Genomic DNA, 22,440 nt, shown 5'->3' with positions numbered 1-22,440 from the left:
GTGCGCGTGGGAGCCCTTCGTCACACCAGGGGGTGGGTCAGTCGTCGTTCTCGAGCTCGGCCATGACCTCGTCGCTCGCGGTGAAGTTCGCGTAGACGTTCTGCACGTCGTCGCTGTCCTCGAGGGCGTCGATGAGGCGCAGGATCTTGCGGGCGCCCTCGGCGTCGACCTCGACCTCCATGGACGGGTGGAAGACGACGTCGGCGGAGTCGTACTCGATGCCGGCGTCCTGCAGCGCGGTGCGGACCGCGACGAGGTCGGTGGCCTCGGTGAGGATCTCGAACGTGTCGCCCTCGTCGGTGACCTCCTCGCCGCCCGCCTCGAGGACGGCCTCCATGACGTCGTCCTCGGTGGTGCCCTCCTTGGGGACCACGATGACGCCCTTGCGGGAGAACAGGTAGGAGACCGAGCCGGGGTCGGCGAGCTGGCCGCCGTTGCGCGTGAACGCGATGCGGACCTCGGCGGCGGCACGGTTCTTGTTGTCGGTGAGGCACTCGACGAGGACGGCGATGCCGCCCGTGCCGTAGCCCTCGTACATGATCGTCTGGTAGTCGGCGCCGCCGGCTTCCTGGCCCGAGCCGCGCTTGAGGGCGCGGTCGATGTTGTCGTTGGGGACCGAGGACTTCTTGGCCTTCTGGACGGCGTCGAAGAGCGTGGGGTTACCGGCGAGGTCCCCGCCGCCCGTGCGGGCCGCGACCTCGATGTTCTTGATGAGCTTGGCGAACAGCTTGCCGCGCTTGGCGTCGATCACGGCCTTCTTGTGCTTGGTCGTAGCCCACTTGGAGTGTCCTGACATACCCCTGTTACTCCTTCACGATTGCGACGAAGAGCTCGTGCACCCGCGCATCGCCCGTGATCTCGGGGTGGAAGGAGGTGGCGAGCAACGTTCCCTGACGTACTGCGACGATTCTACCTGCGGCGTCACCGGTCCCGGCGGCACCGGCGTCCGGCTCGTCGCCGGAGCGTGCGTGCGCGGCCGCGCCGCGGTGGCGGGTGCGGGCCAGGACCTGGACCCCGGGGCCGGTCTCCTCGACCCAGGGGGCGCGGATGAACGCGGCGGGCACGGGCCCGCCGGGGACGCCGGTCATCTCGACGGACGACTCGAACGAGTCGACCTGGCGCCCGAACGCGTTGCGGCGCACCGTGACGTCCAGCCCGCCGAGGGTCTGCTGGTCGTGCGTGGCGCCCAGGACGCGGTCGGCGAGCAGGATCATGCCGGCGCACGACCCGTACACGGGCAGCCCGGCCCCGATCGCGGTGCGCAGCGGGTCGAACAGCTCGAAGATCCGCAGCAGCTTGTCGATCGTGGTCGACTCCCCGCCGGGGAGCACGAGGCCGTCGAGGCCGGCGAGCTCGGTGGGGCGCCGCACGGTGACGGCGCGGGCGCCGGCCACGTCGAGGGCAGCCACGTGCTCGCGGACGTCGCCCTGCAGGGCGAGTACTCCAATGACCGGTTTCACGATCGCCCATCGTACGTGGTGCGCGTGGGCGGGGTGCGAGGTGCCCGACGGCGGTGCCCGGCTGACGTCGTCGCGCCCGGCCGGGTCCGGGTGGAGCGGGGCGCGGCCGGGCCGGGCTGAACCGGGCCGGGTGGGGCTGGCTACTCGGTGGCTTCGCCGAGGTGGCGGGTGCTCCCGTCCCAGCCGCCGAGGAGCGGTTCGAGGAGGTCGGACAGCCCGGCGGGGAAGACCTCGATGGTCACGGTGCGCAGCTCGGGCAGGGTCCACCAGCGCATCTCGTCGACGACGTCGTGCTCGACCTCGGTCCACCCGTCGCGGGTCAGGGGCCGGCTCGTGTGCTGGTCGGTGAGACGGGCGAGGTAGAAGACCTCGTCCTGACGGCAGCGTTCGCGGTAGAAGTCGAAGATCGCGGAGCGGGTCCACACGGGGCCCTCGAGCGTGGCGGGGTCCAGGTGCAGCCCGGTCTCCTCGCGGACCTCGCGCACCGCGGCGTCGAGGTCGCTCTCGCCGGGTTCGATGCCGCCGCCGATGGTGAACCACCAGGAGCGGTCGGGCTGGTCGGTGTCGTGGCCGCGCGCGAGCAGGACCCGGTCCGCGGCGTCGAGGAGCAGGACGCGGGCGCCGCGCCGGTGGCGCAGCCCGTCGGGGCCGAGGACCCAGTCGGGGCCGAGCGCGCTCGGGGGACCCGGCGTGGGGTCGGCGGGGGCGGCGGCCGCCGCCGGGGTGGGCGCAGCGGGTGCGCCCGCCCCGGTCTGGGCGTGGCCGACAGGCCGGTCGGGGGTGCTCGTCACGAGGAGGTCACGGGGGCGTGGCCCCGGGGCTCCGGGACGCCCCGACCGGCCCGCGGGGTCACCAGCCGCGCTCGGCGAACTGGATCGATCGCGCGGGCTCGTCGACGTTGATGCCGACCATGGCTTCGCCCAGACCGCGCGAGACGTCCGCCAGGACGGCCGGGTCGTCGTAGAACGTGGTGGCCTTGACGATCGCCGCGGCGCGCTGGGCGGGGTTGCCGGACTTGAAGATGCCCGAGCCGACGAACACGCCCTCGGCGCCGAGCTGCATCATCATGGCGGCGTCGGCCGGGGTCGCGATACCGCCCGCGGTGAACATGACCACGGGCAGCTTGCCCGTCGCCGCGATCTCCTTGACGAGCTCGTACGGCGCCTGCAGCTCCTTCGCGGCGACGAACAGCTCGTCCTCCGGCAGGGAGGTCAGGCGGCGGATCTCGGCGCGGATGGTGCGCATGTGCGTCGTCGCGTTGGACACGTCGCCCGTGCCGGCCTCGCCCTTGGAGCGGATCATGGCCGCGCCCTCGGTGATGCGGCGCAGGGCCTCGCCCAGGTTCGTCGCCCCGCACACGAACGGTGCGTCGAACGCCCACTTGTCGATGTGGTGCGCGTAGTCGGCCGGGGTCAGGACCTCGGACTCGTCGATGTAGTCGACACCCAGGGCCTGCAGCACCTGCGCCTCGACGAAGTGGCCGATGCGCGCCTTGGCCATGACCGGGATCGACACGGCCGCGATGATGCCGTCGATCATGTCGGGGTCGCTCATGCGCGAGACGCCACCCTGGGCACGGATGTCCGCCGGGACGCGCTCGAGGGCCATGACGGCCACCGCACCGGCGTCCTCCGCGATCTTCGCCTGCTCGGGCGTGACGACGTCCATGATGACGCCGCCCTTGAGCATCTCGGCCATGCCGCGCTTGACCTTGGCCGAGCCGACGACGTCGGTCACCTGGGGGCTGTTCTCGCCGGAATTCTCCACGGACACCGCGAAACCTCGAATCTTCACGTTGGGACGCACGAGCAGGGGTCACGCTCGTGCCGCCGACATGCTTGCACGTCACCCCCAGTCTACGGAGGCACGCTCACCCCTCGGGCACCGGAACCGCTCAGGGGTTGCGGTCCAGCGCCGGGGGCCACGCGTCGTCCAGCTCGACCGTGACCGGCATGGGCGCGTGCCCCGCCAGGGAGAACGCCCGGGCGTACCACGTACGGCGCAGGCGCTGCGTCTGCGCCACCGCCTCGTTGTGGAACCGGCGGGCGATCTGCGCCCGGTACCAGGCCCCCGCCAACGCGGCCAACAGCTCCGCCCCCACCGGCGAGGCCCGGATCTCCGCGACCTCCTGCGGGTCCTCGAGCGCCGCGCGCAACGTCGCCGACAGGTCGCTCTCCGCCATCGCCCGCTGCATCCCCACCCCCGCCAGGAGGCGAGGCGCCCGCACCACGGGCGTGCCGCCGTCGGGCCTGCGCACCCCCTCCGGGGCCGCCACCAGCTCCGCCAGGCCCGGCACCGCCGCCGCGACCTCCCGCATGCGCAGGTCGTCGTCCAGCACCGCGTACGCCGCCTCCGCGACCAGGACCGAGCTCGCCGGGTCCAGCTCCCCCGCCCCCGCCAGGTCCAACGCCGTCGACGCCCGCCGCTCGAGCTGCGCGTCCAACGCCAGCCGCGACGCCATGACCTTGCGGTGCAACCGGTCCAGGCGCGAAGCCGCGACCCACAGGGCCCACCCCGCCAGCAGCACCACCGCCACCACGATGATGGCGATCTCCGACCACGTCACGACGGGCTCCTCTCCTGCTCCGGGCGGGGCCACAACCCCAACCGACGACCGCCACGCAGCGACGCCGGGTCCTCGTGCACCGGGATCACCGCGTCCGACGCCGCCAACGCCATCTCGTACACCGCGAGCACCTCCGCCGTCACCGTCGACCAGTCGAACCGGCGCACGAACGAGATCGCCCGCTCGCAATACCCCTCCCTGCCTGCCGGGTCCGCCAGGACCCGCACCACCGTCTCCGCCAACGCGGCCGAGTCCCCCACCGGGAACAACGCCCCCGCCTCCCCCTCGTCCAGCACCCGGCGGAACGCCCCCAGGTCCGAGGCCACCACGCACGCCCCCGCGCTCATCGCCTCCACCAGCACGATCCCAAAGGACTCCCCGCCCGTCTGCGGCGCGATGTACAGGTCCACCGACGACAGCAGCGACGCCTTCTCCTCGTCCGAGATCGACCCCAGGAACTCCACGGCGCTCGCGGCCTCGCCCAGAGCCTCCAGGGCGTCCGCGCGCCCCTGGTCCCCACGACCCGCGACCAGGAAGCGCGCCCCCGGGACCTGCTCCAGGATGCGCGGGATCGCGGCCGTCAGGACCGGCAGGCCCTTGCGCGGCTCGTCCAGTCGCCCCAGGAACGCGATCGTCGGCGCATCCGGGGTCCCCTGCCACTTCGCGGACGGCTCCGCGTCGGCGAACGTGTCGACGTACACCCCGTTCGGGATCACGACCGCGTCACCACCCATGTGCTCCACGAGCGTGCGCCGCGCGTCCTCCGAGACCGCGATGCGCGCCGAGATCTTCTCCAGGCTCTGCCGCACCAACGGGTACACCACCTGCAGCGCCCGCGAACGGATCAGCGCCGTGTGGAACGTCGCCACGATCGGACCCTGCGCGATCCACAGCGCCAGCATGCTCAACGACGGCGTCACCGGCTCGTGCAGGTGCAGCACGTCGAACTGGCCCGCGTCCAACCACCGGCGCACCCGCGCCGCCGTGACCGGACCGAACGTCATCCGCGCCACCGACCCGTTGTACTTCACCGGCACCGCACGACCCGCGGACGTGATGTAGTCCGGGATAGGGGTGTCCTCGTCCGCAGGGGCCAGCACCGACACCTCGTGCCCCTGCGCCATGAGCGCCTCCGCCAGGTCCCGGATGTGGAACTGCACACCCCCCGGGACGTCGAACGAGTACGGGCACACGATCCCGACCTTCAGGCTCATGCCGAGCCCACCGCCCCTCCACCCGTCGAACCCTGCGCGTCCTTCGCCCGCGTCCGGGCGTACCGGTCCGGGTCCAGGTCCGCCACGAACACCTTCTGCAGCATGTGCCAGTCCTCCGGGTCCGCGGCGACACCCTCCGCCAGCTGGTCGACCCACGCCTGCGTCACCGCCGCCACCCGCTCGCTGCGTGGCACACCGTCCGGCACCGCGACCTGCGGGAAGAACCGGATCACGATCCCCCACGGCGTCCCCGCCGCCCGCCGCCGGGGCCCCGTCAGCCGCTCGTACCGGATCGACGCCGTCAACAACGGCGCCCCCGTCGAGACCGCCAGCGCCGCCGGCCCCGCAGCCACCCGGGCCCGCTCACCGAACAGGTCCACCTCCACGCCCCGCTCCGTCAGGTCACGGTCCGCGAGCAACGGGATCAGCTTCCCCGGCCCCCGCGCACCGCGCATCAGCTCACGGAACACGTCCCCGTCACCCAGCGCCAGGATCTCGATCCCCAACGAGTTCCGGAACGCCAGGAACTCCTGGAACAGCTCCTCGGGCTTGAGCCGCTCCGCGACCGTCAGCACCGGCGCGATGTGCGGCGTCGCATACGCCCCCGCCAGGTCCCAGTTGCCCATGTGCCCCAGCGCCAGCAACGGCGTCACCCCCTGCGACGTGAACTGCAGGCAGTTCTCGAACCCCTCGAGCCGCACCCGCGCCTCGATCTGCGCAGGCGACGCCGCCGGCAACGTGAACGCCTCCCGGTAGTACCGCATGTACGACCGCATGCCCGCCCGGCTCAACCGGCGCAACCCCCGCGCGTCCAGGTCCGGACGCACCCGCGCCAGATTCCTCTCCAGCTGCGGCACACCCCCCTTGCGCGACGCCCACGCCACGTCCGCGATCACCGTGAACAACCCGCGCAGCACCGGCTCCGGCACCTTGTGCGCGTTGCGCCACGCGAACGTGAACGCCTTGTCCGCACTCACCCCCACCTCAGGCACCACCCTCGGACGCCGCAGCACCCTCCGACGGCGCACCCCCCGCAGCAGCGACCGCCTGACGACGGACCGTCGCCATCCGCTGCACCACCGTCACGGCGCTCGCGACCGCAAGCAGGCCCAGCACCACGACCAGCACCGCGACCGGCAGCCCCAGGCCCACGAGCCCCGCCGCGACGAGCGTCACGACCAGTCGGTCGGCACGCTCCGCGATCCCCACGGCAGCCGTCATGCCCAGCCCCTCGGCCCTGGCCCGCGCGTACGGGACGACCGACCCCAGGACCAGGCACGCGAGCCCCACCGTGATGCCCCACGTGTTCTCCGTGCGCACGAACCACACGATCAGCCCCGTGAAGATCGCGGCGTCCGCCAGCCGGTCCAGCGTCGAGTCCAGGAAAGCGCCCCACGGACCCGAGCGCCCCGACAGGCGCGCCATCACTCCGTCGAGAGCATCCGAGAACGCGAAGACCATGATCGCCATGGTGCCCGCGAACAGGTGCCCCGTCGGGAACAGCCACAGCGCGGACGCCACGACCCCGAGGGTCCCCACGACCGTGACCGCGTCCGGGGACACCCCGACGCGCAGCAGGAACGCCGCGATCGGCGTGAACAACTTCGTCACGACGGCGCGCAGCCGACCGAACATCTAGCTCTCCTCGGAAGTGGGCGCCACCGGCGCCACGTCGTTCTCGTCCGCCCCGGCAGCCTGGTCAGGTGCCGCGAACGGTGCCGCACCCCACGCCGCCGCCAACCGGGCCCGGGTGTCCCCCAACAGCTCCGGCACCGCCTTGGTGTGCGCCACGATCGGCAGGAAGTTCGCGTCCCCCGACCAGCGCGGCACCACGTGCTGGTGCAGGTGCGCCGCGATACCGGCCCCCGCGACCGCCCCCTGGTTCATCCCCAGGTTGAACCCGTCAGGACCCGACACCGCGCGCGTGACCCGCATCGCCCGCTGCGACAACCGCGCCAGCTCTTCGGTCTCCTCGGGCGTCAGCTCCGTGTAGTCCGACACGTGCCGGTACGGGCACACCATCAGGTGCCCCGGGTTGTACGGGTACAGGTTGAGCACCACGAAGCACCACGTGCCCCGCGCCACCACCAACCCGTCCTCGTCGGACAGCGCAGGGACCCGGCAGAACGGGCACGACGACGACCGGTCGTCGACCGGCTTGTCCTGCCCACCGATGTAGACCATCCGGTGCGGCGTCCACAACCGGTCCATCCCGTCGTCGAACCGAGGATGCCCCTCCGGGCCCTCGACCGAGTACCCGGCCCCTGCGCCGTCCGACGTCACGCGTCAGACCTGGCTGCGCTCGCGGACCGCAGACACGATCCGCTCGATGGCCTCGGCCACGGGCACGCCGTTGTCCTGGCGCCCGTCGCGGTACCGGAACGACACCGCGCCGGCCTCGACGTCCTCGCCGCCGGCGATGAGCACGAACGGCACCTTCTGGGTGCTGGCCGTGCGGATCTTCTTGCCGAAGCGGTCGTCCGAGTAGTCGACCTCGGCACGGATCCCCTGGGCCCGGAGCTGGGCGACGACGTCTGCCAGGTAGTCGTTGAAGGGCTCCGCGACCGGCACGGCCACGACCTGGACCGGGGCGAGCCACGCCGGGAACGCGCCCGCGTAGTGCTCGGTGAGCACCGCGAAGAAGCGCTCGATCGAGCCGAACAGCGCACGGTGGATCATGACGGGGCGCTGACGCGTGCCGTCCGAGGCCTGGTACTCGAGGTCGAACTTCTCCGGCAGGTTGAAGTCGAGCTGGATGGTCGACATCTGCCAGGTGCGGCCGATCGCGTCCTTCGCCTGGACCGAGATCTTGGGGCCGTAGAAAGCGGCGCCGCCCGGGTCCGGCACGAGGGCCAGGCCCGACTCCTCGGCGACCTGACGCAGCGTCTCGGTCGCCTCCTCCCAGGCGTCGTCCGTGCCGACCGACTTCTCGGGGTCGCGCGTCGAGAGCTCGAGGTAGAAGTCGTCGAGGCCGTAGTCCTTGAGCAGGTCGAGGACGAAGTTGAGCGCGTCGGTCAGCTCGGACTTCATCTGGTCGCGCGTGCAGTAGATGTGCGCGTCGTCCTGGGTGAAGCCGCGGGCCCGGGTCAGGCCGTGCACGACGCCCGACTTCTCGTAGCGGTAGACCGTCCCGAACTCGAAGAGGCGCAGCGGGAGCTCACGGTACGAGCGGCCGCGCGCGTCGAAGATCAGGTTGTGCATGGGGCAGTTCATGGGCTTGAGGTAGTAGTTCTGCCCGGCACGGCGCAGCGTGCCGTCGGCGTCGCGCTCCTCGTCGAGGTGCATGGGGGGGTACATGCCCTCGGCGTACCAGTCGAGGTGCCCGGAGACCTGGTACAGCTTCTCCTTGGTGATGTGCGGGGAGTTGACGAACGAGTAGCCCGCCTCGATGTGCCGCTTGCGCGAGTACTCCTCCATCTCGTTGCGGATGATCCCGCCCTTGGGGTGGAAGACCGCGAGGCCGGAGCCGATCTCGTCCGGGAACGAGAAGAGGTCGAGCTCGACGCCCAGGCGACGGTGGTCGCGGCGCTCGGCCTCGGCCAGGCGCTCGGTGTAGGCGCGCAGCTCGTCCTTGGTGGGCCAGGCCGTGCCGTAGACGCGCTGGAGCTGGGGGTTCTTCTCGCTGCCGCGCCAGTAGGCGGCGGCGCTGCGCATGAGCTGGAAGCCGTTGCCGATGAGGCGAGTGCTGGGCAGGTGCGGGCCCCGGCACAGGTCCTTCCAGGCCACGGAGCCGTCGCGACGAAGGTTGTCGTAGATGGTGAGCTCGCCGGCGCCGACCTCGACCGACACGCCCTCCCCTGCCTCCTCGTCGACCGAGCCGGAGCCCTTGAGGCCGATCAGCTCGAGCTTGTAGGGCTCGTTCGCGAGCTCGGCGCGCGCCTCGTCCTCGGTCACGACGCGACGCTTGAACGTCTGGCCGTCCTTGACGATGCGGGCCATCGCCTTGTCGAGGGCCTTGAGGTCGTCGGGGGTGAACGGGGTCTCGACGTCGAAGTCGTAGTAGAAGCCGTCGCGGATGGGCGGGCCGATGCCGAGCTTCGCGTCCGGGTTGACCTGCTGGACGGCCTGGGCCAGGACGTGCGCGGCGGAGTGGCGCAGCACGTCGAGCCCGTCGGGCGAGTCGATGGTCACGCCCTCGACCTCGTCGCCCTCGGCGACGGCGGTGTCGAGGTCCTTGAGCTGACCGTTCACACGCAGGACGACGACGTCGCGGCGACCCTGGAACAGGTCCACGCCGGTCGTCCCCGTCTCCACCGTGGTCCGTTCCCCGTCGAGAGTGATGGACAAGGGTGACGAGAGAACGTCTGACACGGTGCGCGCTCCTAGCGGCTCGACAGGGCAGTGGAAAGGGCGCCACCAGACGGCGGCGCCCCTCGATGTTACCGACCTCGGCCGGTCGCGTGCTTACCGCGACCGATCAGTCGTTCGCTTCCTTGGCCTTCTCGGCCAGGGTGTCGACGTGCACGTCGACAGAGTCCGGCGCGATTCCCTTGATCTTCTCGGCGACCTCGTCGATCTTGTCGTCGGTCAGGAAGCCCTTGGCCTTGTCGACCAGTCCCCCCAGGCCCTCCTTGGCCTGGTCGGCGGCGGCGGCCGCCTTGTCCTTGGCGTCGTCGATTCCCATGCTCGTCTCCTTCGCACCAGGTCGGTCGCGAGGCTCCTGCCCCGCCCCAGCGAAACTACCGTCGTCCGGAGCTTCCTTCCACGGGAGGGACGACGCCGGCGCCCCCGGTCGGGACCGGACCCAGTCCTTCCCTGCTGGTCGGTGAGCCGGGGTACGTGGGTCGTGGTTGGGAGGTCTGGCCGCTTGGCACACTATTTTCTATCCTGGGGAGGGCGGGTCCGAAAAGTGTGAGATGTCCGACGCTTCCTCGGAGCTTTCCCGGCGTGGGCGGGCTTCCCGCCCCTCGTGGGCCGCTGCCATGATGTGCCGCGTGCCGTACACGCCCGTCCACGCCCTGGTGTCCCTCCCCCTCGCCGGTCGCCGTGCGCGACGCGCACTCCCCCCGGACCTGCTCCTCTGGGCCCTGCCTGCCTTCGCGGTCGGCGCGATGGTGCCCGACGCCCCGCTCTTCCTCGACGTCCTGGTCCCCGGCACCGACGAGCTGGCGCATCCCACGCACCGCCTGCTGGGGGTCGTGACCGTGGACCTCGCGCTCGCGCTCGCGTTCACCGCTCTGTGGGTGCTCGTCGTCCGGGGACCGTTCCTGGCCGCGCTCCCCCGCCGGTCCGCGCCGGTGCCCGACGAGTCGACGCGCACGGCGCACCCGCTCGCGGTCGCGGGGGCCGTCGTCGGGCTCGCCGTGGCGGGCACGCTCACGCACGTCCTCTGGGACGACTTCACGCACCTGCGCGGCACCGCCGTCCAGACGTGGGACGTCCTGCGCACACCCGTCGCGGGCGTGCTGGCATACAAGTACCTCCAGCACGGGAGCTCGCTCGTCGGCCTCGTGACGATCGCGGCCCTCACGGTGCGCTGGTGGCGACGCGCAGAGCCGGTCGCCCAGCCGCAGCACCTGCGCTCCGCGGTGCTCGCCGTGTGCGCGGGGGCGGCGGTCGGGATGGTCGGGGCGGTGGTGCGCCTCGTCGCGGCCGACCACGCCGTGACCGTCTTCTCCCTCGCGCGCCTGGCCGCGACGTACCCCGTGCTCGGCGCGGGGATCGGCCTGGTCGTGTGGGCCGCCGTCCGGACGACCTCCCGGCGCCGCGACGGCCGTCCGTCCACCGCCCGGGTCGCGGCGGGCACCCCCACCCGGGACTGACCGGGCCCGACGACGTCACGCACGCGACGTCGTCGGCTCCCCTCCCCCGCTGGTCTGCACCCCGCGGGCCTGCGCGGGGTCGGTCAGGCGCGCGGCCCCGCGCCGTGGGTACCGCGCGCGCCGCCAAGCGCTTCCGAGCGTCGCTGGGCCTCGTCCGCGACCGCACGCAGCCGGTCGACGTGCCGGGACCGGTCGGCTGCCGAGCGGGGCGTCAGGTTGTCGTCGTCGGCCCTGAGCCCCGCACTCCCGTCGGTCAGCTCGCGCAGGACGTCCGCGTGGCCGGCATGGCGAGCCAGGTCGCCCGTGACGTGAGCCATGACCTGGAGGAGCGTGACGTCGGCACGCCCGGCGGGCCACCAGGGGACCCGCCCGGTCGCGTCGAGGTCACGCGTCGCGATCGTCTCGTCGGCGAAGGCCCAGACCCGGCGGTAGAGATCGACGACCGCGTCGACCGGCTCGTCCACGGTGGCCCACATGTCGGCGTCGTCCTCGGCGTCGTCGGCGATCCAGGGCATCTCGTCCGGGCTCGGCCACTCGCGACCGAACGTCTGGCCGAAGTAGCCGACCTCGACCCCCGCGGCGTGCTTGACCAGCCCGAGCAGGTTCGTCCCCGTGGGCGTCCAGGGCCAGCGGGCCGCGCGCTCGTCGAGCCCCTCGACCTTCCAGAGCAGCGCGTCACGCGCCGCCTGGAGATACCGGTGCAGGACGTCCTTGTCGTCGGTCGTCGTGGTGCGCGGGCTCGCCATCGACCGAGTCTCGCGCGGCGCCGCGGGAACCGCAACGGCACCCACAGCGCGCGGGAGCCCTCCGCCCTGGTGTCACCCCGTGGGGGGACCCAGGGCGGACCCCAGGGACCGACGACCGGTACCCCAGGTGGAGGCCGGAGCCGTGGCCCGCGACCTAGCGTCGTGCCATGCCCAACCCCACGCTGATCGGCGACCCGCAGGTCCGACTCGTCCCGCTCCAGGACGACGGCGACCCGCTCGTCGAGCTCACCTGGATCGACGGCCCCGCGGGCACCGCGGCGCGTCACGTGCGGGCAGGTCTCGCCGACCGGCTCGTCGCCGCGCAGCGCGCGCTCCCCGACGGGCTGCGCCTCTCGCTGTCCGAGGGCTACCGTCCAGTGGCCTCGCAGGCCGAGATCATCGCTCGATACACGTCGTCGCTGCGTGCCCGCCGACCGGACCTCGCACCGTGGGAGATCGTGGAGCTCTCGACGCGCTACGTCGCACCGCTCGACGTGGCACCCCACGTGGCGGGGGCCGCGGTGGACCTGACCCTGGTCGATGCCCGGGGCCGAGAGGTCGACATGGGCTGCCCGCTCGACGCGACGCCCGAGGAGAGCGGCGGCACCTGCTACTTCGCAGCCCCCGGCATCGCACCGGCGGCGCGCGCGTACCGCGACCTCCTCGCCCGCGCCCTGACCCAGGCCGGGCTGGTCAACTACCCGACCGAGTGGTGGCACTGGAGCTACGGAGACCGGTACTGGGCGCTGGTCACGGGTGCACCGCACGCCCTCTACGGGCCCGTGGAGCGGTCGGTGGCCGCAGCATGAGGACCGACCTCCTGCACCGACGCGCCGGCGGTCAGCGGACGACCGTCGTGAGCCGCCCGACCGCGCTCGTCGACCTCGCCGCCCTGCGGGCGAACGCCCGCACGATCACCCGGCTCACGGGCACGCCCCTCCTGGCGGTCGTGAAGGCCGACGGCTACGGGCACGGGGCGGTCGCCCTGGCCCGGGCCGCGCTCGCCGGTGGCGCGAGCGCGCTCGGCGTCACCTCGGTCACCGAGGCGGTCGCGCTGCGACGTGCGGGCATCGACGTCCCGGTCCTGAGCTGGCTCAATGCCCCCGCGACCGACTTCCGCCCCGCGCTGCACGCCCGGGTCGACCTCGCCGTCCCGAGCCTCGACCACCTCGAGGCGATCCGCGCGGCCGTGCGACGCACGGGCGTCACCGCGACGATCCACCTGCACGTCGACATCGGCATGTCGCGCGACGGGGCCGGGCAGGACTCCTGGGGCCGCCTGTGCACCGAGGCGCGCACGGCCGAGGAGGCCCGGGAGGTCGTCGTGCACGGCCTCATGGGTCACCTCGGATGCGCCGATCGCCCCGGGCACCCGACGACGACGCGCGACCTCGACCGGTTCGACCGTGCGACGCGGGTCGCGCACGCAGCCGGCCTGCGCCCGACGGTCCGGCACCTGGGCGGCACGCCCGCCGCGCTGACCGACCCCCGCGCGCGGCTCGACCTGTGCCGTGTCGGGGCAGGCCTGGTCGGGATCGATCCTGCCCGCACCGGGGCGCCGCTGCGTCCCGCCCTGACCCTGCTCGCACCCGTCGTCGCGGTGCGAGAGGCCCGTGCAGGGCAGCGCGTCGGGTACGGCGACGCGCACGTGCTCCCCCGCGCGACGCGGCTCGCGCTGCTGCCCGTGGGGTACGCCGACGGCATCCCCCGGATCGCGTCCGGACGTGCGTCGGTCCTGCTGCACGGGCGGCGCTGCCCCGTCGTGGGCCTCGTCTCGATGGACCAGGTGGTCGTCGACGTCGGGGCGCTACCAGTGGTCGCCGGGGACACCGCCGTGGTCCTCGGACCCGGCGCCGGCGGGGAGCCCACGACCCACGAGTGGGCGCGCTGGGCGGGCACCATCGAGCACGAGATCGTCACAGGCATCGGCCCGCGCGTCGACCGCCGCCACGTCGAGGAGGACCACTGATGGGGACCGCGACCCACGCGACCCACGAGACCCGCGAGACCAGCGAGGTCGGGCACGCCGAGAGCGGGCTTGCCGGAACCAGGACGGGGGCACGGCTGCGCGTCGCCGTGATCGGCGGCGGACGGAGCTGTGAGCACGACGTGTCCCTGGCGACCGCGGCGTCGATCGGTGACGCGCTCGAGGCGCGCGACGTCGACGTCGTGCGCCTGACGATCGGCCGGGACGGGCGGTGGTCCGACGCGAACGGGCCGCTCGGAGCCGGCGTCGCCGTGAGCCTCACGGCCGCCGTCGGGATCCTCAGCGGGTGCGACGTCGCCTTTCCCGCCGTCCACGGCCCTCGGGGCGAGGACGGCACCCTCGCCGGCCTGCTCGACCTCGCGGGGATCCCGTACGTCGGGTCGGGCGTGCGCGGTGGGGCGCTGGCCATGGACAAGTGGGCCACCAAGCTCGTGGCGCAGGCGCTCGGCATCGCCGTCGCCGAGGGGACGCTGGTGGACGCGCGGTCGCCGCTCCCGACGGTCCGGGCGTTCCCCGTCGTGGTCAAGCCCGTGGCGTCGGGGTCGAGCCACGGTGTCGCGGTCGCGCGCGACGACGCCGAGCTGCGCGAGTCCGTGGCCCGTGCGGGCCTGCTCGACGACCGGGTCCTGGTCGAGGACTTCGTGGTCGGGCGCGAGATCGACGTCGCGGTCCTCGAGACCGCCGGCGGTGCGCGCGTCGTGGGGCCGCCCCTCGAGATCGTGGTCGCGACCGGCGGAGTGTTCGACACGGCCGACAAGTACGACGACGACCCGACGTTCCTGCTGCCCGCCCCTGTCTCACCGGCCGAGCAGACGACTCTCCGCGACGCCGCGCTCGCACTGTTCGACGCGCTCGGCTGCCGCGGTGTCGCCCGCTTCGACTTCTTCCTGTCCCCCGTGCACGGACTGGTCCTCAACGAGGTCAACACGATGCCCGGGATGACGGCGACGTCCCAGGTGCCGAAGATGTTCGCCGCGCTGGGGACGCGCTACGAGGACCTGGTCGAAGGGCTCGTGCTCGCGGCCGCGGCATCGACCGCCGGACCGGCCCCGACGAGCGGGCTCGCCGCCTGATGGTCGTCGACGGTCGTCCGTCCGGGCCGGTCGGGCGTGGGAGCATCCGGGAGTGAGCCCGCCCCACCCCGTGACGCCTCGCGTCGCAGCCACCTGGCCGGCCCCGACCGTCGCCCTGCTCGTCGTCGTCGCGGGATTCGTCGAGGTCGCCCGGGACGCACGGGTGACCGACGCGCGCCTCGTCGCCGGCGTCGCGGTCGTCCTGACGACGGCTCTCGCCTGCGCGCTCTTCCGCCGGGCCCCGGGGCTCGCGCTCGGTCTGCTCCTCGTGACCGGCCTGTTCCAGGTCACGACCGGGGCTGCGCTCCTCGCCGTCCAGCTCACCGCTCCCCTCGTCGCTTTCGGGACGTCGCGGTACGGGTCGACGCCGGTCCTGTGGCTCAGTGGCGTCGCGCTCCCGTTCGCCCCGGTCCTCGCGTTCATGTACCTCGGCAGCGACGGCGTGTACGTCTCCAGCGACCTCGTGGCGATCCTGCTGTCCTCGGGGGGCGGGGACCTCGTCGGTCCGGCCCTGGTCGGGTTCGGGTCGCTCGCGTACTTCCTGCTGCCCTGGTTCCTCGGTCTGGTGCTCCGGGGCCGCGAGCGCACGAGCCTGTCCCGACAGGACGAGCAGGCGGCTCTCGCGGCCCTCGACGAGGCCCGGGAGGAGCGCGCGGCGGCGACAGAGATCGCGCGCCTCCAGGCCGGGAACGCCCGTCTGGCGCGGGACGTCCACGACGTCGTCGGGCACTCGCTCGCCGTGATCCTCGCCCAGGCCGAGTCCGCCCAGTACCTCGCCGACGACGATCCCGACGCCGCCAAGCGGGCCATGGCGAGCATCGCGGCCTCCGCACGTCAGTCGTTGCGCGACGTCCGGGCCGTCCTCGGCTCGACCGGGACGCCCACCCCCGCCGGGTTGCTCCCGCAGGGGAGTCTGCAGTCCCTGATCGACGACGTCCGCACCGCAGGCGTCCAGGTCGAGGACGCCGAGTCGGGCGAGCCGCGCGACCTGACCCCCGAGGAGCAGACTGTCGCGTTCCGGGTGCTCCAGGAGATGCTGACGAACGCGCTCAAGCACGGCTGCCGGGACCGCGCCGTCTCGGTCCGCCGGTCGTGGTGCACGGAGCCGGCACGCACCGCACGGACCGGCCCCTCGGGGCGGACGACGTACCTGCTCGTCGAGGTGGCGAACGCCGTCTCCCCCGGGACCGAGCGCGGCGTCGGAGGACGCGGGATCGCCGGGCTGCGTCAGCGGCTCGAACCCTTCGGCGGCCACCTGTCGGTCCGCACCGCGCCCCTGCCGGACGGTGGCGCGACGTTCACGGCGAGCGCGTACGTTCCCCTGTCCTGAGGAGCGGCCGCCGCAGACCGCCCGGCCCACCGCACCACCACCCCCGAGGAGCCGTATGACCACCGCCGAGGACGTCCGCGTCCTGCTCGTCGACGACCAGGAGCTCTTCCGGCAGGGCGTCGGGGTGATCCTCGACGCCCAGCCCGGCATCCGGGTGGTCGGGTCGGCGGCAGACGGCCGGGAGGCCGTGCGTCTGGTCGACGAGCTGGTGCCGGACGTGGTGCTCATGGACCTCCGCATGCCCGTGCTCGACGGAGTGGAGGCCACCCGGCAGATCTTCGCCCCGACGCGGGCCGCGGGTCGGACGCGACCGGTCCGGGTCGTCGTCCTGACGACCTTCGACCTCGACGACCGGGCTGCGACCGCGATCCGCTACGGTGCGAGCGGGTTCCTCCTCAAGGACTCGAGCCCCGAGCAGCTCGCCCACTGCGTCCGCACGGTGCACGCCGGCAACGCCGTCATGGCCCCGCAGGACCTGACGACGCTCCTCGACGGCAGGTTCCGCGCCGTCGCCCCGGTCCCTGGGGAGGTCGGGTCGCTCACGACCAAGGAGCGCAGGGTTCTCGTCCTCGTCGCCACGGGGATGTCGAACGCCGAGATCGGGGCGCGGCTGTTCGTGAGCGAGTCGACCGTCAAGACGCACGTCGGCGCGATCCTGCGCAAGCTCGACCTGCGCGACCGCGTGCAGGTGGTCGTCTACGCGCACGAGCACCGGCTCGTCGACACCGACCGCTGACCGGCTCGTCCTCCGACCGCGCGTGCCAGGCGTGCGGGGTACCAGGAGAACCTCCCGCGACGTAGCGGTCCGACGTACGTTCGGACAGGAGACGGTCCACGGGACCGCGTCCGTCGGCCCGGTCCCACCGATCGACGCCACCGACCACCGAGGAGCGCGAGCCATGACCGCATCGACGACCACCTGGACCGACGACGAGCTGGAGCGGGTCGGCCGTGCCGAGGAGCTCCAGGTCTCTTCGCTGCGCGCCGACGGGAGCCTGCGGCCGTTCGTGACCATCTGGGTCGTGCGGGTGGGCGACGACGTCTACGTCCGGTCGGCCTACGGCCGGGAGAACGGCTGGTTCCGTCGCGCCCTGGCCGATCCGCGAGGCCGGGTCCGTGCGGGCGGGGTCGAGAAGGACGTCGTGTTCGTCGAGCCCGACGACTCGGTGCACCCGGCGGTCGACGCGGCCTACCACGCGAAGTACGACCGCTACGGGCCGGCGATCGTCGGCTCCGTGACCGGGGCGGCGGGCGCCGCGGCGACGTTCCGGCTGGACCCGCGCCCGTCCTGACGGACTGCTGAGGGCGCGCGCTCGCGCGACGGGAGCGACGGCATCCGACGACCGGGTCCGACCGCCCCACCGCCCCCCGGGACGGCAGTGCGCCCGACGGCGTCACGCGCCGCACGGGAGCGCTTCCACACTCGAGGACGAACGTGGGTAGGGTGTCGGCGTGACGAAGATCTCCCTCCCCCCGCTGCACTGGTTGTCCCACGAAGGCGCAGGTCAGGTCGCCGACGACGCCGTGACCCTGACGGCGCCCGCCGGCACCGACTGGACCAACGACGCCCTGGGCGCCCCGCCCCAGCACGCGGCCCCGGCGCTGGTGTTCGACGCACCGGCCGAGATCGCGCTGTCCGCCCGGGTCCGGGTGACGACCGAGCGCACGACGTTCGACGCGGGCGCCCTGGTCCTGTGGGCCGACGACGCGCACTGGGCCAAGCTCTGCTTCGAGCAGGCGCCGAACGGCCGCGCCATGGTCGTCTCGACCGTCACGAACGAGTACACCGACGACTGCAACTCCTGGGACGTCGACGACGAGAGCGTGCACCTGCGGGTCGTGCGGACCGGCCCCGCCTGGGCGTTCCACGCCTCGCGCGACGGCGAGACCTGGGAGTTCGTCCGCCTCTTCCGCCTTTACTCCGAGCTTCCGGTCCGGGTGGGCTTCCTGGCACAGGCTCCCCTGGGGACGACGTGCACCGCGGTCTTCGACCGGATCGCGCTCGACGACACCGCGCCCGGCGACCTGCGCGACGGGAGCTGACCTCAAGGTTCGCGCACCGGGTACACCGCGGGGACCCCCGACGGGTCCTCACCGACCAGGCCGTCGATCGACTCACGGATCAGGTCGGCGTGCCCCACGTGCCGGGCGTACTCCTCGATCAGGTCGACCAGGACCCTGCGCAGGCTCGACCGTTCCCCGCCGTCCCCGACCTCGGGCTGCCAGACGAGACGGCGGTCGAGGCCGCCGTCCGCGAGCGCCTCGTCGATCGCCGCGCGTGAGCCGACGACGGCGGCGCGCCACAGGTCGTACAGGTCTCCCGGCGAGTCCTGCGCGGCCGAGGTCCACGGCCACTGCGGGTCGCGGTCCCAGTCGACCGTGTCCCAGGGTTCCCCGGGAGGGCGTCCGTGGAGCTTGGTCGAGAACCACAGCGACCTGCCGGAACCGCACGGTGCGGACGCGCGTTCAGCGTGTCCGACGGGCAAGGTGCGGGTAGTCGATGACGATCCCGTCCTCGTCGACGGTGAGGTCCGCGGTGACGTCGCGGGTCGCGCTCGCGTACCTGACGACCGCGAGACCGGCCTCGGGGTCGTAGGGGGCGTTCGCCGTGTACTCCTGCTCGCTGCGCAGCACACGCAGTGACGGGACCTCGACCCAGGCCATGGTCAGCCGGACCGGCTCGGCGGCGGCTTCCGGTCCCGTCAACCCGAGGCGCAGGACGGGCATGGAGTTCGTGACGGGGCACAGCGCAAGGTCGCAGTCGAGCGCGTCCGTGAGCACCGACGGGTCGTCGATGCCGGGGGTCGCGAGGTCGACAGGGGCCGACCCGACATGTCCGACGCGAGCGCTCCATTCTCCGGCGATGCTGCGTTCGAGCCGTAGGTCCCTGGACCAGTCCTGCCCACGGACGGTCACGTCGAGCCGTCGCGTGACCCACCTCGGTCCGAGGGTCAGCGACCACGACATGACCCACGTCGTCGAGCAGGAGGTGCCCAGACCTTCGAACCGGTCGGCGCCGAGCGACAGGACCGCGGCGTCGACGCGGTCGGGGTCGCCCTCGCCCACCCACGTGACGTGCCGACGGGTCATGTCCTGCCTCCTTCGTCTACGGGAGGTCACCAGCGCACCGCTCCCCCTGCCCGGTCTACCAGGCTTCGCAGAGGCTCGACAGCGGGTCGCCCGCCGACCGGGCAGGCGGCGGCCCCGGTCACCTCCCGGGAACGTGCCACGACACGCCGTTCCCCAAGGTCCCCCGAACGGGTGACCAACGTCCCGACCTCAGGGAGGAAGGTCCCGGCGCGCCCGAGATTGGCCACTACATGTGGGATCTGCCGGGTGTAATTGCTACTACATCTAGTCTTCATCGACGCTCCGGGCTGCCCGTCCAGGCAGGCCCCGAGCGTCACACAGAGAGGTTGTGGTCGCATGGGCCTGGTCGGGATCGAGCAGGGCGAGGACGTCACGTCGGGGTCGACGAGCGGCCTCACGGTGCTCAAGCGTGACGGTCGAGCGCTCGCGTTCGACGACTCCCGGATCCGCGCCGCGCTCAGGAAGGCCTACGAGGAGGTCCACGGGGCAGCGACGCCGTTCCACGAGCGCGCTCTCGACGCGGTGCTCGACCGGGTGGTCGCGGAGATCTCGGTGCGCTTCGCGGGCGTCGTGCAGATCTACGAGATCCAGGCCGTGGTCGAGCACGAGCTGCTCGAGTCGCGCGAGTACGAGGTGGCGCGCGCCTACATCGACTACCGCGTCCAGCGGGACTTCGCGCGCAGCCGGTCGACCGACCTCAACCACTCGATCGTGGGTCTGATCAGCAAGGACTCGGCGGTCGTCAACGAGAACGCCAACAAGGACTCGGACGTCTTCAACACCCAGCGCGACCTGACGGCCGGCGCGGTCGGCAAGGCGATCGGTCTGCGCATGCTGCCCCCGCACGTCGCGAACGCCCACCAGAAGGGCGACATCCACTACCACGACCTCGACTACCACCCGTACGCGCCCATGACGAACTGCTGCCTGATCGACTTCCGGACGATGCTGTCCGAGGGGTTCCGCGTCGGCAACGCGCAGGTCGAGCCGCCCCGCTCGATCCAGACCGCGGCCGCGCAGATCACGCAGATCATCGCGAACGTCGCCTCGAGCCAGTACGGCGGCTGCTCGGTCAACCGGATCGACGAGCTCCTGGCTCCGTACGCCGAGCTCAACTACGCCAAGCACCTGGTCGAGGCCGAGCACTGGCTCCCCGACACCTCGACGCACGACGCGTACGCGCGGGCCAAGACGGCCAAGGACATCTACGACGCGATGCAGAGCCTCGAGTACGAGATCAACACGCTGTTCACGTCCAACGGGCAGACGCCGTTCACGTCGGTCGGCTTCGGGTTGGGGACGGGGTGGCTCGAACGCGAGATCCAGCGCGCGATCCTGCAGATCCGCATCAAGGGCCTGGGCGCGGAGGGCCGCACCGCGATCTTCCCCAAGCTCATCTACACCCTGCGCCGCGGGGTCAACCTCGAGCCGGGCGACGAGAACTACGACATCAAGGAGCTCGCCGTGGAGTGCGCGACCAAGCGCATGTACCCCGACGTGCTGAGCTACGACAAGATCGTCGAGCTCACGGGCAGCTTCAAGATGCCCATGGGCTGCCGCTCGTTCCTCCAGGGCTGGTCGGACCAGGAGGGCAACGACGTCGTGGAAGGCCGCATGAACCTGGGCGTCGTGACGCTCAACCTGCCCCGCATCGCCCTGGAGGCCCAGGGCAGCCAGGAGGCGTTCTGGGACATCCTGGCGGAGCGGCTCGTGACCGTGCGCGACGCGCTCGTCTACCGCGTCGAGCGCTGCAAGGAAGCCGTCCCTGGCAACGCCCCGATCCTGTACGTGCACGGCGCGTTCGGCGAGCGCCTGGCCCCGGACGACGACGTCGACCAGCTCTTCCGCGACGGGCGCGCGACCGTCTCGCTCGGGTACATCGGGCTGTACGAGGTCGCGGCCGCGTTCTTCGGCGGCGCCTGGGAGGCCGACCCCGAGGCGAAGGAGATGACGCTGCGCGTGCTGCGGACCCTCAAGGAGCACACGTCCGCCTGGACGGCCGAGCACGGCTACCAGTTCAGCGTCTACTCGACGCCGAGCGAGAGCCTCACGGACCGGTTCGCGCGGCTCGACCGGGAGAAGTTCGGGGTGGTGGCCGACATCACCGACAAGGAGTACTACACGAACAGCTTCCACTACGACGTGCGCAAGGACCCGACGCCGTTCGAGAAGCTCGACTTCGAGATGGACTACCCGCAGTACGCCTCGGGCGGGTTCATCCACTACTGCGAGTACCCGGTGCTCCAGCAGAACCCGAAGGCGCTCGAGGCCGTGTGGGACTACGCCTACGACCGGGTGGGGTACCTCGGTACGAACACCCCGATCGACCGGTGCTACGCGTGCGGGTACGCGGGCGACTTCACCCCGACGGCGCGCGGCTTCGCGTGCCCGGGCTGCGGCAACACGGACCCGCGCACGTGCGACGTCGTCAAGCGCACGTGCGGGTACCTCGGCAACCCGCAGCAGCGCCCCATGGTGCACGGGCGGCACGTCGAGATCTCCTCGCGCGTCAAGCACATGGCGGGGGCCGTGAGCCTGGGTGCCCTCGACGAGCCCGGGTCCGCGAGCGCCGTGGTCGACGCCGGCCCAGCGGAAGCCTGAGGTCGTCGTGTCGCGGGACCCGCAGCCCGACTGGCTCGCGGAGCGTTTCAGCCAGGGGCACGTCGCGGACTACAAGCCGTTCGTGTTCGTCGACGGCGAGGGCGTGCGCTGCAGCCTGTACGTGAGCGGGTGCCTGTTCGCGTGCGAGGGCTGCTTCAACGAGGCGACGTGGAGCTTTCGCTACGGGTCCCCGTACACCGACGAGCTCGAGGAGCGGATCCTCGCGGACCTCGCGCACGAGTCCGTGCAGGGCCTGTCCCTGCTCGGCGGCGAGCCGTTCCTCAACACGGGCGTGTGCCTGCGCCTCGTGCGGCGCCTGCGCGCGCAGCACGGACGGGGCAAGGACGTGTGGTGCTGGACCGGCTACACGTTCGAGGAGCTCCGCGCGGGGTCGGGCGACAAGCAGGAGCTCCTCGCCGAGCTCGACGTCCTGGTCGACGGCCGGTTCGAGATCGCGCACCGGGACCTCACGCTGCCGTTCCGCGGGAGCACGAACCAGCGTGTCCTGTCGGTCCGGGCCTCGCTCGCCGCGGGTCGCGCGGTCCCGTGGACGGCGGCGCGCGAGGCCCGGTCCGCCTGACCTGCCCGACGGAGCTTGGCCCGGGGCACGG

Annotated in this window: 24 protein-coding genes; 10 read left to right on the top strand and 14 right to left on the bottom strand. The window is 72.5% G+C overall.

The window, feature by feature from the left end; all coding sequences use genetic code 11:
* Positions 1–37: 37 nt before the first annotated feature.
* The 11 genes from WFH32_RS09880 to WFH32_RS09830 all read right to left on the bottom strand — a co-directional run bounded on the left by WFH32_RS09880 (position 38) and on the right by WFH32_RS09830 (position 9,864).
* Positions 38–796, bottom strand: coding sequence for a YebC/PmpR family DNA-binding transcriptional regulator (locus WFH32_RS09880; protein WP_138824356.1), 759 nt, complete (start codon positions 794–796; stop codon positions 38–40).
* A gap of 7 nt (positions 797–803) precedes the next feature.
* Positions 804–1,463 (bottom strand): pyridoxal 5'-phosphate synthase glutaminase subunit PdxT, encoded by a 660-nt coding sequence (gene pdxT, locus WFH32_RS09875; protein WP_336707440.1) that lies wholly within the window; start codon positions 1,461–1,463, stop codon positions 804–806.
* A gap of 137 nt (positions 1,464–1,600) precedes the next feature.
* Positions 1,601–2,251: an NUDIX hydrolase gene (locus WFH32_RS09870; protein WP_336707210.1), complete on the bottom strand. Its 651-nt coding sequence runs from the start codon at positions 2,249–2,251 to the stop codon at positions 1,601–1,603.
* 58 nt (positions 2,252–2,309) lie between these two features.
* The gene (gene pdxS / locus WFH32_RS09865) at positions 2,310–3,233 is read right to left on the bottom strand and encodes a pyridoxal 5'-phosphate synthase lyase subunit PdxS (RefSeq protein ID WP_191795333.1); all 924 of its coding nucleotides are present in this window, start codon (positions 3,231–3,233) and stop codon (positions 2,310–2,312) included.
* Between the two features lie 121 nt (positions 3,234–3,354).
* Positions 3,355–4,026, bottom strand: coding sequence for a hypothetical protein (locus WFH32_RS09860; protein ID WP_191795332.1), 672 nt, complete (start codon positions 4,024–4,026; stop codon positions 3,355–3,357).
* Complete coding sequence (locus WFH32_RS09855) at positions 4,023–5,234, bottom strand: glycosyltransferase family 4 protein (RefSeq protein WP_336707439.1); 1,212 nt, start codon at positions 5,232–5,234, stop codon at positions 4,023–4,025. Before WFH32_RS09855 ends, WFH32_RS09860 begins: the two co-directional genes overlap by 4 nt.
* Before the next feature lie 2 nt (positions 5,235–5,236).
* Positions 5,237–6,223 carry a phosphatidylinositol mannoside acyltransferase gene (locus WFH32_RS09850; protein ID WP_404821996.1) on the bottom strand — a complete coding sequence of 329 codons (987 nt, stop codon included), beginning with the start codon at positions 6,221–6,223 and terminating at the stop codon, positions 5,237–5,239.
* A gap of 1 nt (position 6,224) precedes the next feature.
* Positions 6,225–6,875, bottom strand: coding sequence for a phosphatidylinositol phosphate synthase (pgsA, locus tag WFH32_RS09845; RefSeq protein WP_191795330.1), 651 nt, complete (start codon positions 6,873–6,875; stop codon positions 6,225–6,227).
* The gene (locus tag WFH32_RS09840; RefSeq protein ID WP_336707437.1) at positions 6,876–7,451 is read right to left on the bottom strand and encodes an HIT family protein; all 576 of its coding nucleotides are present in this window, start codon (positions 7,449–7,451) and stop codon (positions 6,876–6,878) included.
* A 75-nt stretch (positions 7,452–7,526) separates the two neighbouring features.
* Positions 7,527–9,551 (bottom strand): threonine--tRNA ligase, encoded by a 2,025-nt coding sequence (gene thrS, locus WFH32_RS09835; protein ID WP_191795329.1) that lies wholly within the window; start codon positions 9,549–9,551, stop codon positions 7,527–7,529.
* 106 nt (positions 9,552–9,657) lie between these two features.
* Positions 9,658–9,864, bottom strand: coding sequence for a hypothetical protein (locus WFH32_RS09830; RefSeq protein WP_191795328.1), 207 nt, complete (start codon positions 9,862–9,864; stop codon positions 9,658–9,660).
* Positions 9,865–10,174: 310 nt separating this feature from the next.
* On the opposite strand from WFH32_RS09830, the gene WFH32_RS09825 reads away from it, so the two are divergent.
* The gene (locus tag WFH32_RS09825; protein ID WP_336707209.1) at positions 10,175–11,002 is read left to right on the top strand and encodes a DUF4184 family protein; all 828 of its coding nucleotides are present in this window, start codon (positions 10,175–10,177) and stop codon (positions 11,000–11,002) included.
* An 83-nt stretch (positions 11,003–11,085) separates the two neighbouring features.
* On the opposite strand, the gene WFH32_RS09820 is transcribed toward WFH32_RS09825, so the two are convergent.
* Positions 11,086–11,748, bottom strand: coding sequence for a DinB family protein (locus WFH32_RS09820; protein ID WP_191795326.1), 663 nt, complete (start codon positions 11,746–11,748; stop codon positions 11,086–11,088).
* 167 nt (positions 11,749–11,915) lie between these two features.
* On the opposite strand from WFH32_RS09820, the gene WFH32_RS09815 reads away from it, so the two are divergent.
* The 7 genes from WFH32_RS09815 to WFH32_RS09785 all read left to right on the top strand — a co-directional run bounded on the left by WFH32_RS09815 (position 11,916) and on the right by WFH32_RS09785 (position 18,181).
* Positions 11,916–12,557 (top strand): M15 family metallopeptidase, encoded by a 642-nt coding sequence (locus WFH32_RS09815; protein ID WP_191795325.1) that lies wholly within the window; start codon positions 11,916–11,918, stop codon positions 12,555–12,557.
* The gene (gene alr / locus WFH32_RS09810) at positions 12,554–13,717 is read left to right on the top strand and encodes an alanine racemase (RefSeq protein ID WP_191795324.1); all 1,164 of its coding nucleotides are present in this window, start codon (positions 12,554–12,556) and stop codon (positions 13,715–13,717) included. Before WFH32_RS09815 ends, alr begins: the two co-directional genes overlap by 4 nt.
* Positions 13,717–14,808 carry a D-alanine--D-alanine ligase family protein gene (locus WFH32_RS09805; protein WP_336707207.1) on the top strand — a complete coding sequence of 364 codons (1,092 nt, stop codon included), beginning with the start codon at positions 13,717–13,719 and terminating at the stop codon, positions 14,806–14,808. Before alr ends, WFH32_RS09805 begins: the two co-directional genes overlap by 1 nt.
* Positions 14,809–14,860: 52 nt before the next feature.
* On the top strand, positions 14,861–16,138 hold the full coding sequence (locus WFH32_RS09800; RefSeq protein ID WP_336707205.1) for a sensor histidine kinase: 1,278 nt from the start codon (positions 14,861–14,863) through the stop codon (positions 16,136–16,138).
* Positions 16,139–16,193: 55 nt separating this feature from the next.
* Positions 16,194–16,874 (top strand): response regulator, encoded by a 681-nt coding sequence (locus tag WFH32_RS09795; protein WP_191795321.1) that lies wholly within the window; start codon positions 16,194–16,196, stop codon positions 16,872–16,874.
* Between the two features lie 163 nt (positions 16,875–17,037).
* Entirely contained in the window at positions 17,038–17,430 is a 393-nt protein-coding gene (locus WFH32_RS09790) for a DUF2255 family protein (RefSeq protein ID WP_191795320.1), read from the top strand.
* A 160-nt stretch (positions 17,431–17,590) separates the two neighbouring features.
* Positions 17,591–18,181 (top strand): DUF1349 domain-containing protein, encoded by a 591-nt coding sequence (locus WFH32_RS09785; protein ID WP_336707203.1) that lies wholly within the window; start codon positions 17,591–17,593, stop codon positions 18,179–18,181.
* Between the two features lie 2 nt (positions 18,182–18,183).
* Here the strand turns inward: WFH32_RS09785 and WFH32_RS09780 are convergent, their stop codons facing one another.
* Both WFH32_RS09780 and WFH32_RS09775 read right to left on the bottom strand, forming a co-directional pair.
* Positions 18,184–18,624, bottom strand: coding sequence for a mycothiol transferase (locus WFH32_RS09780; RefSeq protein ID WP_336707202.1), 441 nt, complete (start codon positions 18,622–18,624; stop codon positions 18,184–18,186).
* Positions 18,605–19,228, bottom strand: a complete 624-nt coding sequence (locus WFH32_RS09775) for a putative glycolipid-binding domain-containing protein (RefSeq protein WP_336707200.1) — start codon at positions 19,226–19,228, stop codon at positions 18,605–18,607. Before WFH32_RS09775 ends, WFH32_RS09780 begins: the two co-directional genes overlap by 20 nt.
* Before the next feature lie 336 nt (positions 19,229–19,564).
* Here WFH32_RS09775 and nrdD point away from each other — a divergent pair, with 336 nt between their 5' ends.
* The gene (nrdD, locus tag WFH32_RS09770) at positions 19,565–21,829 is read left to right on the top strand and encodes an anaerobic ribonucleoside-triphosphate reductase (protein WP_336707199.1); all 2,265 of its coding nucleotides are present in this window, start codon (positions 19,565–19,567) and stop codon (positions 21,827–21,829) included.
* Between the two features lie 7 nt (positions 21,830–21,836).
* On the top strand, positions 21,837–22,409 hold the full coding sequence (nrdG, locus tag WFH32_RS09765; protein WP_336707198.1) for an anaerobic ribonucleoside-triphosphate reductase activating protein: 573 nt from the start codon (positions 21,837–21,839) through the stop codon (positions 22,407–22,409).
* Positions 22,410–22,440 lie beyond the last annotated feature (31 nt).

Origin of the sequence: Oerskovia sp. USHLN155, assembly GCF_037145535.1 — a bacterium.
Classification (GTDB): Bacteria; Actinomycetota; Actinomycetes; order Actinomycetales; family Cellulomonadaceae; genus Oerskovia; species Oerskovia rustica.
Note: the sequence above shows the minus strand (reverse complement) of the source record. Positions and strands in the feature narration are given on the sequence as shown.